The sequence below is a fragment of the Streptomyces sp. NPDC005794 genome, assembly GCF_042871445.1.
GTDB lineage: Bacteria > Actinomycetota > Actinomycetes > Streptomycetales > Streptomycetaceae > Streptomyces.
On the sequence record NZ_JBIAIN010000004.1, the window covers coordinates 395,635 to 410,951 of the forward strand.

A 15,317-nucleotide genomic window follows, 5' to 3' on the forward strand; every position below is an offset into this window, starting at 1 on the left:
CGCCTGAAATGTCGGACTTTCCAGCATGTGCAACCGGGGGTTGACCATCTCGCCCCTCGCACCTAGGTTTCTCGCAACCCGCTGGTACATCGATTAACCACTCTGGTTAACGTCCTGGTTGGAGACATCCCGCTGTGCGCTCACCCCTGAGTCGGCGCGGTTTCCTTGCCGCTGGTTCCGGCCTCGCCGCCGCTACCGCGCTGCCCGCAATGTCCGGCTGCTCCACGCTCGCCTCGGCCGATTCCGACCCCGGCACCCTCCTCGTCCACACCCAGCTCGGCACCACCGCGCCGGGCTCCCCCACCTACACCGCCGTCGTCAAGGCCTTCGAGAAGGAGAACCCGGGCATCCGGGTCAAGAACCTCGTCAACGGCGACGACCTCCCCCAGGTCTACGAGACCTCACGGCTGGCCCGTAAGGAGCCGGACGTGGTCATGGTCAACCTGTACGACAAGACGCTCGCCTGGACCGACGTCGGCGCCACCGTCGACGTCAAGGGCTACCTCGACGACTGGGGACTGCGCGACCGGGTCCTCCCCGCCGCGCTGACGGAGTGGACCGACGACAAGGGCAGGCTCCGCGCCTTCCCGTACTTCGCCACCAACTGGCCCGTCGCCTTCAACACCCACCTGCTCGACCGGGCCGGCATCGGCTCCGTCCCCACCACCGGGGACCAGCTCATCGGTGCCGCGCGCAAGCTGCGGGCCAAGGGCATCGCGCCGGTCACCGTCGGCGGCAACGACTGGACGGGGCAGAAGCTGCTCGCCCAGATCATCCAGACCTTCCTCACCCCGGAGGAGGCCCGGAAGGTCTACACGACCGGCGACTTCAGCGGCAGCCGGGGTGCTCGCGAGGGCATCGACTACTTCGTGGCCCTGCGGGACGCCGGTGTCTTCGCCGACAAGGCGCAGGGGCTGACCTCCGACTCGATGACCACGCAGTACAACACCGAGGCGGCGGCCATCCAGTCCGCGATGTCCTCCGCACTGGCCAAGGTCCCGGCGAAGCCGGCCGGTCACACCGAGGTCGGCGGCTGGCCGCTCGCGCCCGGCTCCGTCCACGAGAAGCCGACCATCCTGCGCTCGTACACCCTGATCGGCTTCTGGATCAGTCCCAACGGCGTCAAGAAGCTGTCCTCGGTCGAGAGGTTCCTCCGCTTCATGTACCGCCCCGACGTGGTGTCGCGCTTCATCACCGAGAGCGGCCGGGACATGGCTCTCGTGACCGACACGGTCAGCAAGGACTTCCCGCTGGTGGCCAAGGCCCAGCAGCTCGGCGACCGGGTCGGTCAGGCGCTCCTGCCCGACCTGTACGTCCCCCCGACCGCCACCCAGCCGCTGATCACCGCCACCAGCACCGCCTTCACCCGGGGGACGAGCGCGGCCTCCGTGCGCTCCGCCCTGGAATCCGCCTACCGCACGGCCTGATCCGCGCGCCCGAGCCTTTGCGAGTCCTCCCATGACGATGCTCTCGTCCGCCCCGGGCGGCGCCTCGGTCCGCGGACCGGTCCCTCCCCCGCCGTCCGCCTCCACCACGAAGCGCCGTACGCAGGGCGGGGTCATCCTCGCCGTGCCCGCGCTGGTCTGGTACCTGGTCTTCATGGTCGGCCCGCTGGTCGCCATCTTCGTCATCGCCGCCCTGCACTGGCCCGGCATGCTCCAGCCGGTCTCCTTCGCCGGCACCGGCAACATCAGCGCCGTCCTCGACGACCCGGTCTTCTGGGACGCGGTGCGCAACACCGCCGTACAGCTCGTCGTGGCCGTGCCCCTGATGATCATCGGGGCGTACATGCTCGGCTACTACGTCGCGCAGAAACCGCCGGGGCACCGCGTCCTGCGCTACCTGCTCTTCATCCCCGGGCTGATCTCCACCCCCGCCAAGGCGATGGTGTTCTACGCGGTCCTCTCACCGGACGGTCTGCTCAACGGCGCCCTGGACAAGGTCGGCCTCGGCTCGATGACCGACGCCTGGCTCGCCTCGCCCTCCACCGCGCTCGGCTCCCTCATCCTCCTCGACGTGTGGAGCGGCATCGGCTTCACCGCCGTGCTGTTCGCGGCCCGCCTCGGCAGCGTCCCGGACGAGATCGGTGAGGCCGCGCAGCTCGACGGCGCCGGGCACTGGCGTGCCATGTGGCGCATCCACTTCCCCGTCATCCGTGACTTCGTGGGCGTCGTGACGATGCTCCAGTTCCTCTGGACGCTGTTCGGTTCCGCGCAGAACGTGCTGCTGCTGACCCAGGGCGGTCCGGGGAGCTCCTCGACGACGTTGTCCTTCCTCGTCTACCAGAAGGCGTTCATCGCGGCCGACCTCGGCTACAGCCAGACCGTCGGTGTGGTCCTCTTCCTGGTCGGTCTGACCGGGCTGCTGACCATCCGCCGCGTCTTCCGCCAGAACTACTGAACGGAGCTGGTCCCATGAAATTCGGAAGGTCCTGGCTGCCGGCGCACATCTTCGCGTGGCTGTACATGGTGCTGCTGGTCGTCCCCCTCTACTACCTGCTGGTCTCGGCGTTCAAGACGAACGACCAGATCTTCGGGAGCCCGTTCTCCCTCCCCACGTCCCTCTCCACCGCCAACTTCGCCGAGTCGTTCTCCTCGGCACACCTCGGTCCCGCCGTCCTCAACTCGATGCTCGTCACCGTGCTGGCGCTGGTCCTCACCCTGGGGCTCGCGATACCGGCGGCCTTCGCCATCGCCCGTGCCGAGGGCCGGCTCGGCGCCCTGGTGGAGCGGGTGTTCTCGCTGGGCTTCCTGGTCCCCACCTTCGCCGCGCTCTTCCCCACGTTCCTGCTCGCCGCCGCCACCGGGCTGTTCCACACCCGTGCGTTCATGGTGCTGTTCCTGCCGGCCACGGCGATGCCGCTGTCCGTCGTCATCCTGGTGCAGTTCATGCGGACCATCCCGCGTGAGATGGAGGAGGCGGCGCGCATCGACGGCGCGTCCACCTTCGCCGTCCTCCGGCACGTCTACACGCCGATGTGCATGCCGGGGATCGCGACCATCCTGCTGCTGAACTTCCTGACCTTCTGGAACGAGTACCTCTACTCGCTCGTCATCATCGGCCCCGACCCCGAGCAGCGGACCGTGCAGGTCGCCCTGCCCACGCTCAAGTCCCTGACGGGTACGGACTACGGCATCCTTACGGCGGGCACGGTGCTGACCCTGGTCCCGGTCTGGATGGTCTACACCGTGCTCCAGAAGCGGATGCAGCAGGCCCTCGTCAGCGGAGCGGTGAAAATGTGAACAGGCGTCTCGAAGGGCGTACCGCCGTGCGCCCCACCATCAAGGCCGTGGCCGCCGCGGCGGGGGTCTCCACCGCCGCGGTCTCCCAGGCCGTCAACGGCACCGGCCGGATCTCGGAGGCCACCCGCCGCCGGGTCCTGGACGCGGCCACCGAGCTGGGCTGGTCCCCGAGCGCCTCCGCGACGGCGTTGCGCCGGGCCCGTACGCGTACGATCGCGCTCGTCGTCCGGCGGCCCACCGACGTGCTGGGCTCCGACCCGCACTTCAGTGAGCTGATCACCGGTCTGGAGGGCGAACTCGCCCCGCGTGGCTACGGTCTGCTGCTCCACCTGGTCGCCGACATGGCCCAGGAGAACGCGCTGTACGAGCGGCTGGTCGCGGAGGGCCGCATAGACGGCGCCGTGCTGACCGACGCCCGTGCCGACGACCCGCGCCCGGACCTGCTGCGGGGCCTCGGGCTGCCCGCCGTCCTGCTGGGCGCCCCCGACACCGCCTCGCCCGTGCCCCGGGTAGGGCTCGGGCAGCAGGGCGCCGGCATGAAGGAGGCGGTCGCCCATCTGCTGGAGCTCGGCCACCGCCGTGTCGCGTACATCGCGGGTCCGGCCGAACTGCTGCACACCCGGCTGCGGTTGCACGCCTTCGAGGAGGCCCTGGCCGAGTCGGGCCTGCGCCCCGTCGCCGTACGGCACAGCGACTTCACCGAGCAGGCCGCCGTCGCCGTCACCGAGGAGCTGCTCGCGGTGCCCGACCGGCCGACGGCCCTCGTGTTCCCCAACGACTCCATGGCCGTCTGCGGCATCGGCACGGCGCAGCGCGCCGGGCTCCGGGTGCCCGGCGACCTGTCGGTGGTCGGTTACGACAACCTCTCGCTCGGCCGCTGGGTCCACCCCCGGCTCACCACCGTCGACCAGCAGGTCCAGCGCGTCGGTGCGGCCGCCGCGCTCACCCTGCTCGCCGGCTGCGGGGAGGAGGTGCCCCCGCCGGTGCTCGACGGCCGCCCCCGTCTCGTCGTACGGGAGTCGACGGGCCCGCTGACCTCCCCGACCTGAACCGCCGCACCCATCCCGGCACCCCCCGCACATCGAAGAGGACCAGAAACGCCATGCGACGCCACAGCGCCCAGCTCACCCACGACTCCGCCGTCCTCCCGTGGCTCGGCACCAACTTCTGGTCCCGCACCGGCGGTCCGCTGATGTGGCGGAACTACGAGCCGAGGACGGTCCGCGAGGAGCTGGCCGTGCTCCGGGAGCACGGTCTGAACATGACCAGGTCGTTCTTCTACTGGCCGGACTTCCACCCGGAGCCCGGGCGGATCGACGAGGAACTCTGCGACCGTTTCCGTGACTTCCTGGACGCCCACCACGAGCTGGGGATGGGCACGGTCCCCACGTTCATCGTCGGCCACATGTCGGGCGAGAACTGGGACCCGGCGTGGCGTGGTGACCGGGATCTGTACGAGGACGTGTGGCTCGTCGGCCGGCAGGCGTGGTTCGTCTCCCAGATGACCAGGCGCTTCACGGACCACCCGGCGGTCACGGGCTGGCTGATCACCAACGAGATGCCGGGTTACGGCCGGATCTACCAGGTCGACCCGCCGTCGAGCGATGTCGTCACCGCGTGGGCGCAGTTCATGTGTGACGCCGTGCGCGCGGCGGGGGGCACGCAGCCGGTGTCGCTCGGCGACGGTGCCTGGGGCATCGAGGTGACCGGCCGGGACAACGGCTTCTCGCTGCGGGAGACCGCCGAGTACGTCGACTTCGTGGGGCCGCACGTCTACCGCTCCGACACGGACCGGCCGCGCCAGCACTACCGTGCCGCGTTCGAGTGCGAGCTCGCCGCCGTCACGGGTCAGCCGGTGGTCCTGGAGGAGTTCGGGCTCTCCACCGACACGGTCTCGGCCGCGAACGCCGGGATCTTCTACCGGCAGACCCTGCACAACTCGCTGCTGGGCGGGGCCACCGGCTGGATGGCCTGGAACAACACGGACTACGACGACCTGTGGGAGCAGTCACCGTACGACCACCACCCCTTCGAGATGCACTTCGGGATCACCGATCACGCCGGGCGCCCGAAGGAGCCGCTGCGTGAACTGGCCGCCTTCGCGAAGGTCCTGGAGCAGGTCGACTTCCGGCGCTGCCGCCGTACCGACGCGGACGCGGCCCTGGTCGTGCCGGCCTTCCTGGAGCGGGGCTACCCGTACAGCCGGCCCGCCGACCGCCCGCTGATCTTCACCTCGCTGCACCAGGGCTATGTGGCGGCGCGCGGCGCGGACCTTCCGGTGGCGTTCGCCCGGGAGGCGGACGGGCTGCCCGACGACGCCTCGCTGTATCTGCTGCCGTCGACCCGCCAGCTGACCACCCGCACCCGCCGTGCGCTGGAGCGTCGGGCGAAGGAGGGGGCCACGGTCTACCTGTCGTTCTGCTCGGGTGAGTACCCGACGACGCGTGGCCCGTGGTTCCACGACCTCGACGGGCTGTTCGGGGTGGAGCTCCAGCTGTCCTACGGTGTCGCCGAGCCGATCGAGGACGACGTCCTGGAGATGACGTTCACCGAGGACTTCGGTTCCATAGCCGCCGGCGAGGTGCTGACCTTCCCGGTCGCGGGCAACGAGGACAGCCGCGCCTACCTGCCCGTCGTCCCGGACGGCGCGCGGGTCGTCGCCACCGACGCGCACGGCCGTCCGGCGCTGCTGCGGTACGAGACGGGCGCGGGCCGCACCGTCCTGGCCACGTATCCCCTGGAGCACATGGCGGCCCGCACCGCCCGCGCCAACCCGGAGCAGACCCACCGGCTGTACGCGGCGCTCGCCGAACTCGCCGGTGCCGCACGGCCGGTGACGGTCCCCACCCCGTACGTCAGCGCCGACACGCTGGTCCGCGAGGACGGCGCGCGTTTCGTGTGGCTGGTGAGCCAGTCCGGCGAGGAGCTGACCGTGCGCCCGTCGGTGGACGGGGAACTGCGCGAGCTGACCGGCGGGGACCCGGTGCCGGACGTGACCCTCGCCCCGTACGGGGTGCGCGTGCTCGAACTGCGCTGACCCCGCGCCCCGTCCCGACCTCCGAGGTGAGCCGCCCGATGTCCGACCCCCTGTTCCGCGACCCCGAGGCGCCCGTCTCCGAGCGGGTACGCGATCTGCTGTCGCGGATGACGCTCACCGAGAAGGTGGGCCAGGTCAACCAGCGGATGTACGGCTGGCACGCGTACGAGCGCACCCCGTCCGGCCACCGGCTGACGGACGCGTTCCGTGCGGAGGTGGCGGCCTATGACGGGATGGGCGCGCTGTACGGACTCCAGCGCGCCGACCCCTGGTCCGGTGTGACGGCGGAGACGGGGATCGGCGCCACGGACGGGGCGCGGGTCTCCGACGCCGTGCAGCGGCACGTCGTCGAGAACACCAGGCTCGGCATCCCCGTCCTGCTGGTCGAGGAGATGCCGCACGGCGTCCAGGCGCTGGACGGGACCGTGCTGCCGGTGAACCTGGCGGTCGGCGCCACCTGGGACCCGGAGCTGTACGAGGAGGCGGCGGCCCTCGCCGCCGCGCAGCTCCGGGCCCGTGGCGGCCATGTCGCGCTGGTCTCCGCGCTCGACCTGGTGCGGGATCCGCGCTGGGGCCGCGCGGAGGAGTGCTTCGGCGAGGACCCGTACCTGGCGGCGCGGTTCACCGAGGCGCTGGTGCGCGGGGTGCAGGGTCCGGCCGGGGATCACATCGGGCCGGACCGCGCGGCCGTGGTCCTCAAGCACTTCGCCGGGCAGGGGGCCACGATCGGCGGCCGGAACAGCGCGGCCACCGAGCTGGGGGCGCGCGAGCTGCACGAGATCCATCTCGTGGCCGCGCGGGCGGGCATACGGGCCGGAGCGGCGGGCCTGATGGCCGCGTACAACGAGTTCGACGGCGTGCCGTGCGCGGGGAACCACCACCTGCTGACCGGGATCCTCCGGGAACAGTGGGGTTTCGGCGGCCTGGTGATGGCCGACGGGCTCGCGATCGACCGCCTGGTGCGGATGGCGGGTGATCCGATGGCGGCCGGTGCGATGGCGCTGCGGGCGGGAACCGACCTGAGCCTGTGGGACGACTGCTACCCACGGCTGGCGGAAGCGGTCCGGCGGGGACTGGTCGAGGAGTCCACGCTCGACACGGCCGTAGGACGCGTCCTCGCGCTGAAGTTCCGCCTGGGGCTCTTCGAGCGCCCGTACACCGGCGCCCAGGAGACGGAGCCCGCGCGCCTGGAACGCCTGAGCGAGCGCGTCGCCCGCGCATCCGTCACCCTCCTCGAACACGACGGGGTGACGCTGCCGCTGTCCGGCCGTCGCATCGGGACCGTCGCGGTCATCGGGCCGAACGCCGATTCCGTGCCGCAGCAGATCGGCGACTACACCGCGCCGCAGCGGCCCGGCACGGGCAGCGGCGTGCTCGCGGGCATCCGGGCGGCGGCACCCGACGGCACCCAGGTCACGTACGCCCGGGGCTGCGGCCTCGTCGGCGGCGATCTGCCGGACCTGCCCGAGGCCGTGGCGCTCGCCGCCTTGGCCGATGTCGCGGTGCTGGTCCTCGGTGGATCGAGCGCACGTGAGTCCGGTACGCGTTTCGACGCCAACGGGGCTGCCGTAGTGGCCTCCGGGAACCCGGTGGAGATGACCTGCGGGGAGGGCGTCGACCTGGCCGAACTCTCCCTGCCGGAGGGCCAGTCGGCCCTCCTGGACGCCGTCGCCGCGACCGGGACCCCGGTGGTCGTGGTGCTGGTCCAGGGCCGTCCGCACGCCCTGCCGGACCTCTCCGGCACGGCGGCGGCGGTGCTGAGCGCCTGGTACCCCGGACCGTGGGGCGGAAGGGCGGTCGCGGACGTGCTGTTCGGCGCGGCCGGACCACAGGGGCGGCTGCCCGTCTCCGTACCCCGGTCGGCGGCCCAGCTGCCGGTGTTCTACAACGGGAAGGACCACGGTTACCGGGGCTACGTCGACCAGCCCGCCGCCCCGCGTCACCCCTTCGGCCACGGCCTTTCCTACACGACGGTGGAATACGGCACGCCCCGGCTGTCCCTGGCGTCCGTGGCTGCGGACCGGTTCGACGGGCCGGCACCGGTGAGCTGCGCGGTCCGCGTCGTCAACACGGGCGCCCGGCCGGCGCGGGAGACGGTCCAGCTCTACGTACGCCGGATGCTCGGCGGGAGCTCGTGGCCACGGGTGCGTGAGCTGCGCGGCTTCGCCCGGGTGGAGCTGGCACCCGGCGAGAGCGCCGAGGTCACCTTCCCGGTGGACGCGGAGGCCCTGGCCTCGTTCACGTACGCGGGGCAATGGGCCGTGGAGCCGGGCGAGTTCGCGATCGAGACGGGGCCGTCGTCGCAGCGCACCCGCTCGGCCGGGCTCACGGTGACGCCTCGGGCTGTCACCGCCCGGCAGGCAGACCGTCGATGACCATGGCCGGCTTGCGCTCGCCGCGTTCCTGCCGGTCGGGTCCGCCGGTCTTCCACAGGAGCGACACGAGCGGCACGACCTCGTCGGCGTAGGCGCCGGGGCTCAGCCGCTCCGCCTCCTTTCCGGCGGTCAGCAGCCGGTCCGGTGCGGCGACGACCGGCGCGTCGTACGCGTTCCCCCGGTCCGCACGGGTGGCGGCCCGGACGGCAAGGGAGGCGCCGTGCGTGATCCGGCCGCCACGTTCACGCCGGTGCGCACAGGCGCGCCCCGCACCGCTGGAAAGACCTCGGGCGCCCCCCGTTCGGGGGCTGTCTGCGCAGGTCACCGGGGTGCCACGCTGCTGTTGACCGCGGGCACCGCCCGGTCGACGAACAGCGAAAGGTCTTCACCGTGAACCGCATCACCGCACTCGCCGCCGCCGCGGTCCTTCTGGCCTTCGGACTGGGCACCGGGCCCGTCTCCGCCACTGACGCCGGCAAGCCCGCCGTGAGCGGAGCCGCCGCCCCGAGCGCCGCGTTCGCCCGGTGCACCCACGGCTACTTCTGCGCCTTCGACGGCTGGAACGGCGGGGGGACCCGCTGCCAGTGGACGGCTCGCGAGATGAGGAACACCGCCGACAACTGCTCGTTCATCCGGAACGGCAAGAACGTCCTCTCGGTGTGGAACAAGACGGAGCACCGCGTGCAGTACTACACCCAGACGAACTTCAAGTCCCGGGTCGGCTCCACCCTGGCCGGACAGGGCGGCAACCTCCAGGGGAGCTACCAGATCCGCTCGTTCAAGCCGCAGTAGCCACCAGCCGCCGCGCTCCGAGCAAGGACCGCCCGTCCAGGTCGCGCCCTGGGCGGGCGGTCCTTCGCGTGCCGGCGAACGGGAGGCGCTGCCCGGATCTCTGGACGACGTCCGAGATGTCAACTAGGTTCTGGATTCAGGTCACCGCACTGATCGTTGCAGCCTGGGGCGCGTCGTCGCTGCTCCGGACGTACTGGCGGGACCGCCGTCACACCACGTGACCCGAAGGGCCGGCGCGGGCACGGCGGGCGGGGTGCTCACCGCACGCGGGCAGCCACCGTGCTGCCGCCGGAGCGGTCCCCTTCGTCGCCCTGGTCGTCCGCGTCGTCGCCCGGGACATGGACGTCGAAGACGTTGATGTTGGTCTCGACGACCTCCAGGCCCGTCATCGTCTCCACCGCGTCCGTCACATGCGTCCGGATCCGGTCGGCGAGCTCATGGATCGGGATGCCGTATTCCACCTCGATGTCGACATCGATCGCGGTCTGCTTCTCTCCCACCTCCACCTTCACACCGCGTCCCTCGCCGCCGGTTTTGGACACCCGCCCCGCGACGGCACCCAGAGCCTTCGACGCGCCTCGGCCCACCGAATACACACCCTCGGTCTCACGGATGGCGATCCCGGCGATGGTGGCCACGACGCCGTCGGCGATGGTGGTCGTGCCCCGTCCGGCCCGTTCCGCGTTCCTGCCTGTCAGCGAACTCCCGCTCAGGGATTCGACATCAGCCATGATTGCCTCACAGAGGATCGTTGCGACGAGGCGACTCGTCCCTCGCCGGCTCCTCATTTCACTGTGCGCCTGCCCGTCGTCGGCCGCCATCGGAGTGAACGCGGCGCTCCGATCCGGCACCCGCCGTCACAGGGCCGGGGCCGCGCGATCCCGCCCCCGTGACGGCGGCGCCGTCACCACTCCCGGGCGGCGACCAGCTCCTCCACGTCCGCTTCCTCGAACCCGTACGCCGACGCGACGAACCAGAAGTTCTCCGCTATCTCCTCACGGGCGACGGTCTCGATCTCGCTGCCGGCCTCCTCGAACTCCGCCTCCAGCGCGTTGAACTCCTCCGTCGCCACCTCGGTCAGCGCGTACAGCGCGGCCAGGTCCGCCGGCTGTTCCGCCTCGATCCGCTCGCAGAGCCGCATCAGTACGCCCCGGCCCTTGTCGACCAGGTGGTCGGGGTAGTAGCCGTCCTCGTACAGCACACGCAGGAACACGTACCGCGTGATGCGCTCGTTCGTGATCGCCATAGCCATCCCCCGTCCGCTCGGTGATCGTTCGTTCCGATCCTGCACCACGCCACTGACAGTCCGGGGGCGGGAGCCGGGCCAGGCGTGCTCAGCATCACCCTGGACAGCCACCGTGACCGCCGGGTAACTTTTGACCAGGACTGAGCAAGCGCTTAGCCACTGCGACCGAAGCCGAAGCTGACACCAGGAGGCACCCCGTGCGCCGTACGGTTTACAACGAGGACCACGACGCGTTCCGGGAGACCATCCGCGCCTTCATCGAGGCCGAGGTCGTCCCCGTCTACGACGAGTGGTTCGCGGCGGGCCAGGCGCCTCGCGACTTCTACTACAAGCTCGCCGAGCTGGGCATCTTCGGCATCGAGGTCCCCGAGGAGTACGGCGGCGCGGGCGAGGAGTCCTTCAAGTTCGAAGCGGTCCTGTACGAGGAGACCGCCCGCGCGGGCATCTCCTTCGGCGGCTCCGGTGTGCACGTCCTGCTCTGCCTGCCGTACCTCAAGGCGTACGCCACCGAGGAGCAGAAGAAGCGCTGGCTGCCCGACTTCGTCTCCGGCAAGTCCATGTACGCGATAGCCATGACCGAGCCGGGCACCGGTTCCGACCTGGCCGGCATGAAGACGACCGCCAAGCTCTCCGAGGACGGCACGCACTACGTCCTCAACGGCGCCAAGACCTTCATCACCGGTGGCGTGCACGCCGACAAGGTCATCGTCTGCGCCCGCACGGACGCCCCCAAGGCCGACGACCGCCGCCACGGCATCTCGCTCCTGGTGGTCGACACCAAGTCCGAGGGCTACTCGGTCGGCCGCAAGCTCGACAAGCTGGGCCTCAAGGTCTCCGACACCGCCGAACTGGCCTTCGTGGACGTCAAGGTGCCCGTCGAGGACCTGCTGGGCGAGGAGAACAAGGGCTTCTCCTACCTCGGCCAGAACCTCCCCCAGGAGCGCCTGGGCATCGCCGTCGGCGCGTACGCGCAGGCCGCCGCCGCCGTGCGGTTCGCCCAGCAGTACACCCAGGACCGCACCGTGTTCGGCAAGACGGTCGCGTCCTTCCAGAACACCAAGTTCGAACTGGCCGCCTGCAAGGCCGAGGTCGACGCGGCCGAGGCCGTCTGCGACCGCGCGATCGAGGCTCTGGACGCCGGTGAGCTCACCGCCGCCGAGGCCGCGTCCGCGAAGCTGTTCTGCACCGAGGTCGCGCACCGCGTGATCGACCGCTGCCTCCAGCTGCACGGTGGCTACGGCTTCATGAACGAGTACCCGATCGCCCGCCTCTACACGGACAACCGGGTCAACCGCATCTACGGCGGCACCAGCGAGGTCATGAAGTCGATCATCGCCAAGTCCATGGGTCTCTGAGCACGGCTACGTCTCCCTTCCATGAGCCCAGCACTTGACTCCCTGCTCGATCTGCTCGACCTGGAGCAGATCGAGCAGGACATCTTCCGGGGCACGAGCCGTTCGGCGGTCGTGCCCCGGGTCTTCGGCGGCCAGGTCGCGGCCCAGGCCCTGGTCGCCGCCGGGCGCACGGTCCCCGACGACCGGGGCGCGCACTCCCTGCACGCGTACTTCCTGCGTCCCGGGGACCCGGGCGCGCCGATCGTCTACAACGTGGACCGGATCCGCGACGGGCGGTCCTTCACCACCCGCCGGGTCGTCGCCGTCCAGCACGGCAAGCCGATCTTCCACCTCTCCGCGTCGTTCCAGGTGCACGAGGACGGCATGGACCACCAGGCGGTCATGCCGGCCGCCCCCGACCCGGAGACCCTGCCGACGGCCGCGCAGATGCTGCCCCGGTACGCGGACCGCTTCACCGACCCGCGCATGGTGGACCGGCTGCTGGAGGCCCGGGCCGCGGTCGACCTGCGCTATGTCGACGCCCCGCCGTTCGCCACGGCCGGCGAACCCCGCGAGCCGCGCTCCCAGGTCTGGTTCCGCACCCACGGCAAGCTGGCGGACGACCCGCTGCTGCACGTCTGCATGGCGACGTACGTCTCCGACATGACGCTGCTCGACTCGGTGCTGCTCGCCCACGGACGCGGTGGCTGGTCCGTCGGTGACGTGGTGGGCGCCAGCCTGGACCACGCCATGTGGTTCCACCGCCCCTTCCAGGCGGACGAGTGGCTGCTGTACGACCAGGAGTCGCCCTCCGCGTCCGGCGGACGTGGCCTCGGCCAGGCCAGGATCTGGACGGCTGACGGGAAGCTGGCCATCACGGTCATCCAGGAGGGCCTGGTCCGCGTCCCGAGGGACTGAAGCCGCACATTCGGACATACTGCCCCTCATGAGTGACGCCACGAGTGACGCCAGGAATGACGAGCAGACCGGTGGCGGCGAGTCCACGTCCACCGTCGTCGTCGCGGCGGCCGCCAATCTCGGTATCGCGGCGGCGAAGCTGGTGGCGGGGCTGATCAGCGGTTCCAGCGCGATGCTCTCGGAGGCCGCGCACTCGGTCGCCGACACCGTCACCGAGGTCATGCTCCTCACCGCGCTCAGGCGCAGCGAGAAGCCCGCCGACGAGGACCACCCGCTGGGTTACGGCCCCGAACGCTACATCTGGGCGATGCTCGCCGCCGTCGCGACGTTCGTCGGCGGGGCGGTGTTCTCCCTGTACGACGGCATCCACACCCTGCTGCGGGGAGAGGAGCTCGGCGACCCGCTCGTCTCGTACCTCGTGCTCGCGGTCGCGTTCCTGCTGGAGGGCTTCTCGCTGCGCACGGGGATCCGGCAGGTGCGCGGTGAGGCCGCCCGGCTCCGGATGCCCGCGCCGCACTACCTGCGCCGGACCCCCGACACGGCGGTCAAGGCCGTGGTGTTGGAGGACTCGGCGGCGCTGGCAGGGCTGCTGCTGGCGGCCGGTGGCCTGCTCGGCGGGCAGCTCACCGGATCCGGCGTCTGGGACGGTATCGCCTCGGTCCTCATCGGCGTCCTGCTGGTGTACGTGGCATGGGTGCTCTGCCGGTCCAACGCCCAGCTGCTGATCGGCCGGCCGCTCCCGGCCGGGATGCGGGCCGGGGTGCGCGAGGAGCTGCTGTCCGTGCCGCACATCCTGGAGGTGGTGGAGCTGACCACGCTGATCCAGGGCCCGTCGGAGCTGCTGGTCGCCGCGAAGATCGACTTCCGGGACGCGTCGACGGCCGCGCAGATCGAGTGGGCGTGCGAGGAGGCGGAGCAGCAACTGCGGGAGCGCTACCCGTCGATCCAGCGGGTGTACCTGGACCCGACACCGGGGCGCGCCCAGCGGCTCGCGGCGCGCGGCGGCAGCTGAGCCGCGCGCGAGGCGGTCACGTGTGAGCCGGTCGTACTCCTGAACGCTGGAGTGCTACCGGGCGCGGGGTCCCGGGCTCCTGGCGCCGGGTAGGACTCCGCCGACCGCCCGAGCGAGGAGAACCGGCCGTGACCCAGCTTCCCGCCCCCATCGTCCTGGACCCCGCCGCCCGCGACGCGGACGCCGAGCACGAGCTGTTACGCGCCCAGGGCGCCGCGACGCGTATCGACATCCTCGGTGTGGAGGCCTGGTCGGTGAGCGACCCGGCCCTGCTGAAGGAGCTGCTGACCAGCCCGGACGTGTCCAAGGACCCACGTCGGCACTGGCCCGGATTCGAGGAGGCGCTGCGGACCTGGCCACTGGCCCTGTGGGTCGCCGCCACGAACATGTTCACCGCCTACGGGGGTGACCACCGCCGCCTGCGCCGTATCGTCGCCCCGGCGTTCAGCGCCCGGCGCATCGCGGCGATGAAACCGGCCGTCGACGGCATCGTGGAGGGGCTCCTGGACGCCCTGGAGACCACGCCCCCCGGTGAAGTCGCCGACATCCGCGACCTGTTCGCCTATCCGCTGCCCATCATGGCCATCAGCCGGCTGCTGGGCGTCCCCGACGACCGGGCCAAGGAGTTCCGCGTCCTCGTCAACGATGTGTTCGCCACCACCCTGTCCCCCGAGGAGGCCGCCGCCAACACCGCTCAGCTGTACGGCATGCTCGACGCCCTCATCGCCGCCAAGCGGGCCGAGCCGGGCGAGGACACGGCGTCCGTGCTGATCGCCCTGGGTGAGGAGGGCGTCGACGGGGAGGGGCTGACCGAGGAGGAACTCCGCGACACACTACTCCTGATGATCAACGCAGGCTACGAGACCACCGTCAACCTGATCGACCAGGCCGTCACGACCCTGCTCACCGATCCGGACCAGCTCTCCCACGTCCTCGAGGGCCGCGCGTCGTGGCTGGACGTCGTGGAGGAGACCTTGCGTCACTCCCCTCCCGTCAAGCACCTCCCCCTGCGGTTCGCCGTGACGGACATCCCGCTGCCCGACGGGCGGACCATCGCCAAGGGGGAGGCCGTCCTCGCCTCCTACGCGGCGGCCAACCGGCACCCCCGCTGGCACGACGACCCGGACGTCTTCGACGTCACCCGGATCACCAAGGACCACCTCGCCTTCGGCCACGGGATCCACTTCTGCCTCGGCGCGGCGCTGGCCAGGATGGAGGCGGAGGCCGCGCTGAGCGCCTTCTTCGCCCGCTTCCCGGACGCCGAACTCGTCCCCGAGGAAGGGGACCTGAGGCCCGTGGCGTCGCTGATCAGCAACGGCCACCGGTCTCTGCCCGTACGTCTGCGCCCGAGGGTCTGACGG

Annotated in this window: 14 protein-coding genes; 11 read left to right on the top strand and 3 right to left on the bottom strand. The window is 71.2% G+C overall.

Features of this window, described 5'->3' with window-relative positions:
• The first annotated feature begins 134 nt into the window (after positions 1–134).
• The 6 genes from ACFYQ5_RS08775 to ACFYQ5_RS08800 are packed head-to-tail and all read left to right on the top strand — an operon-like array spanning position 135 to position 8,654.
• Entirely contained in the window at positions 135–1,427 is a 1,293-nt protein-coding gene (locus ACFYQ5_RS08775; RefSeq protein WP_389195065.1) for an ABC transporter substrate-binding protein, read from the top strand.
• A gap of 31 nt (positions 1,428–1,458) precedes the next feature.
• Entirely contained in the window at positions 1,459–2,400 is a 942-nt protein-coding gene (locus ACFYQ5_RS08780; protein ID WP_389195068.1) for a carbohydrate ABC transporter permease, read from the top strand.
• A gap of 14 nt (positions 2,401–2,414) precedes the next feature.
• Positions 2,415–3,242: a carbohydrate ABC transporter permease gene (locus ACFYQ5_RS08785; RefSeq protein ID WP_389195070.1), complete on the top strand. Its 828-nt coding sequence runs from the start codon at positions 2,415–2,417 to the stop codon at positions 3,240–3,242.
• Positions 3,239–4,291: a LacI family DNA-binding transcriptional regulator gene (locus ACFYQ5_RS08790; RefSeq protein ID WP_389195073.1), complete on the top strand. Its 1,053-nt coding sequence runs from the start codon at positions 3,239–3,241 to the stop codon at positions 4,289–4,291. Before ACFYQ5_RS08785 ends, ACFYQ5_RS08790 begins: the two co-directional genes overlap by 4 nt.
• Before the next feature lie 53 nt (positions 4,292–4,344).
• Entirely contained in the window at positions 4,345–6,279 is a 1,935-nt protein-coding gene (locus tag ACFYQ5_RS08795; protein ID WP_389195075.1) for a cellulase family glycosylhydrolase, read from the top strand.
• A 38-nt stretch (positions 6,280–6,317) separates the two neighbouring features.
• Positions 6,318–8,654, top strand: a complete 2,337-nt coding sequence (locus tag ACFYQ5_RS08800; RefSeq protein ID WP_389195078.1) for a glycoside hydrolase family 3 N-terminal domain-containing protein — start codon at positions 6,318–6,320, stop codon at positions 8,652–8,654.
• Here ACFYQ5_RS08800 and ACFYQ5_RS08805 read toward each other — a convergent pair.
• Positions 8,626–8,979 carry a hypothetical protein gene (locus ACFYQ5_RS08805; protein WP_389195080.1) on the bottom strand — a complete coding sequence of 118 codons (354 nt, stop codon included), beginning with the start codon at positions 8,977–8,979 and terminating at the stop codon, positions 8,626–8,628. The genes ACFYQ5_RS08800 and ACFYQ5_RS08805 overlap by 29 nt on opposite strands.
• Before the next feature lie 65 nt (positions 8,980–9,044).
• Between ACFYQ5_RS08805 and ACFYQ5_RS08810 the strand changes: the two genes are divergently transcribed.
• Positions 9,045–9,446: a peptidase inhibitor family I36 protein gene (locus tag ACFYQ5_RS08810; RefSeq protein ID WP_389195083.1), complete on the top strand. Its 402-nt coding sequence runs from the start codon at positions 9,045–9,047 to the stop codon at positions 9,444–9,446.
• 257 nt (positions 9,447–9,703) lie between these two features.
• Here the strand turns inward: ACFYQ5_RS08810 and ACFYQ5_RS08815 are convergent, their stop codons facing one another.
• Together ACFYQ5_RS08815 and ACFYQ5_RS08820 are read right to left on the bottom strand one after the other, a co-directional pair.
• On the bottom strand, positions 9,704–10,177 hold the full coding sequence (locus ACFYQ5_RS08815) for an Asp23/Gls24 family envelope stress response protein (RefSeq protein WP_389195085.1): 474 nt from the start codon (positions 10,175–10,177) through the stop codon (positions 9,704–9,706).
• Positions 10,178–10,350: 173 nt separating this feature from the next.
• Positions 10,351–10,692: a DUF5713 family protein gene (locus ACFYQ5_RS08820; RefSeq protein WP_389195088.1), complete on the bottom strand. Its 342-nt coding sequence runs from the start codon at positions 10,690–10,692 to the stop codon at positions 10,351–10,353.
• 197 nt (positions 10,693–10,889) lie between these two features.
• Between ACFYQ5_RS08820 and ACFYQ5_RS08825 the strand changes: the two genes are divergently transcribed.
• From ACFYQ5_RS08825 to ACFYQ5_RS08840, 4 genes are all read left to right on the top strand, one after another.
• A complete protein-coding gene (locus tag ACFYQ5_RS08825; protein ID WP_389195090.1) occupies positions 10,890–12,047 on the top strand; it encodes an acyl-CoA dehydrogenase family protein in 1,158 nt (385 codons plus the stop codon).
• A 21-nt stretch (positions 12,048–12,068) separates the two neighbouring features.
• Positions 12,069–12,944 (top strand): acyl-CoA thioesterase II, encoded by an 876-nt coding sequence (gene tesB / locus ACFYQ5_RS08830; protein WP_389195093.1) that lies wholly within the window; start codon positions 12,069–12,071, stop codon positions 12,942–12,944.
• A gap of 28 nt (positions 12,945–12,972) precedes the next feature.
• Positions 12,973–13,956, top strand: coding sequence for a cation diffusion facilitator family transporter (locus ACFYQ5_RS08835; protein WP_389195096.1), 984 nt, complete (start codon positions 12,973–12,975; stop codon positions 13,954–13,956).
• A 128-nt stretch (positions 13,957–14,084) separates the two neighbouring features.
• Positions 14,085–15,314, top strand: a complete 1,230-nt coding sequence (locus ACFYQ5_RS08840; RefSeq protein ID WP_389195099.1) for a cytochrome P450 — start codon at positions 14,085–14,087, stop codon at positions 15,312–15,314.
• Positions 15,315–15,317 lie beyond the last annotated feature (3 nt).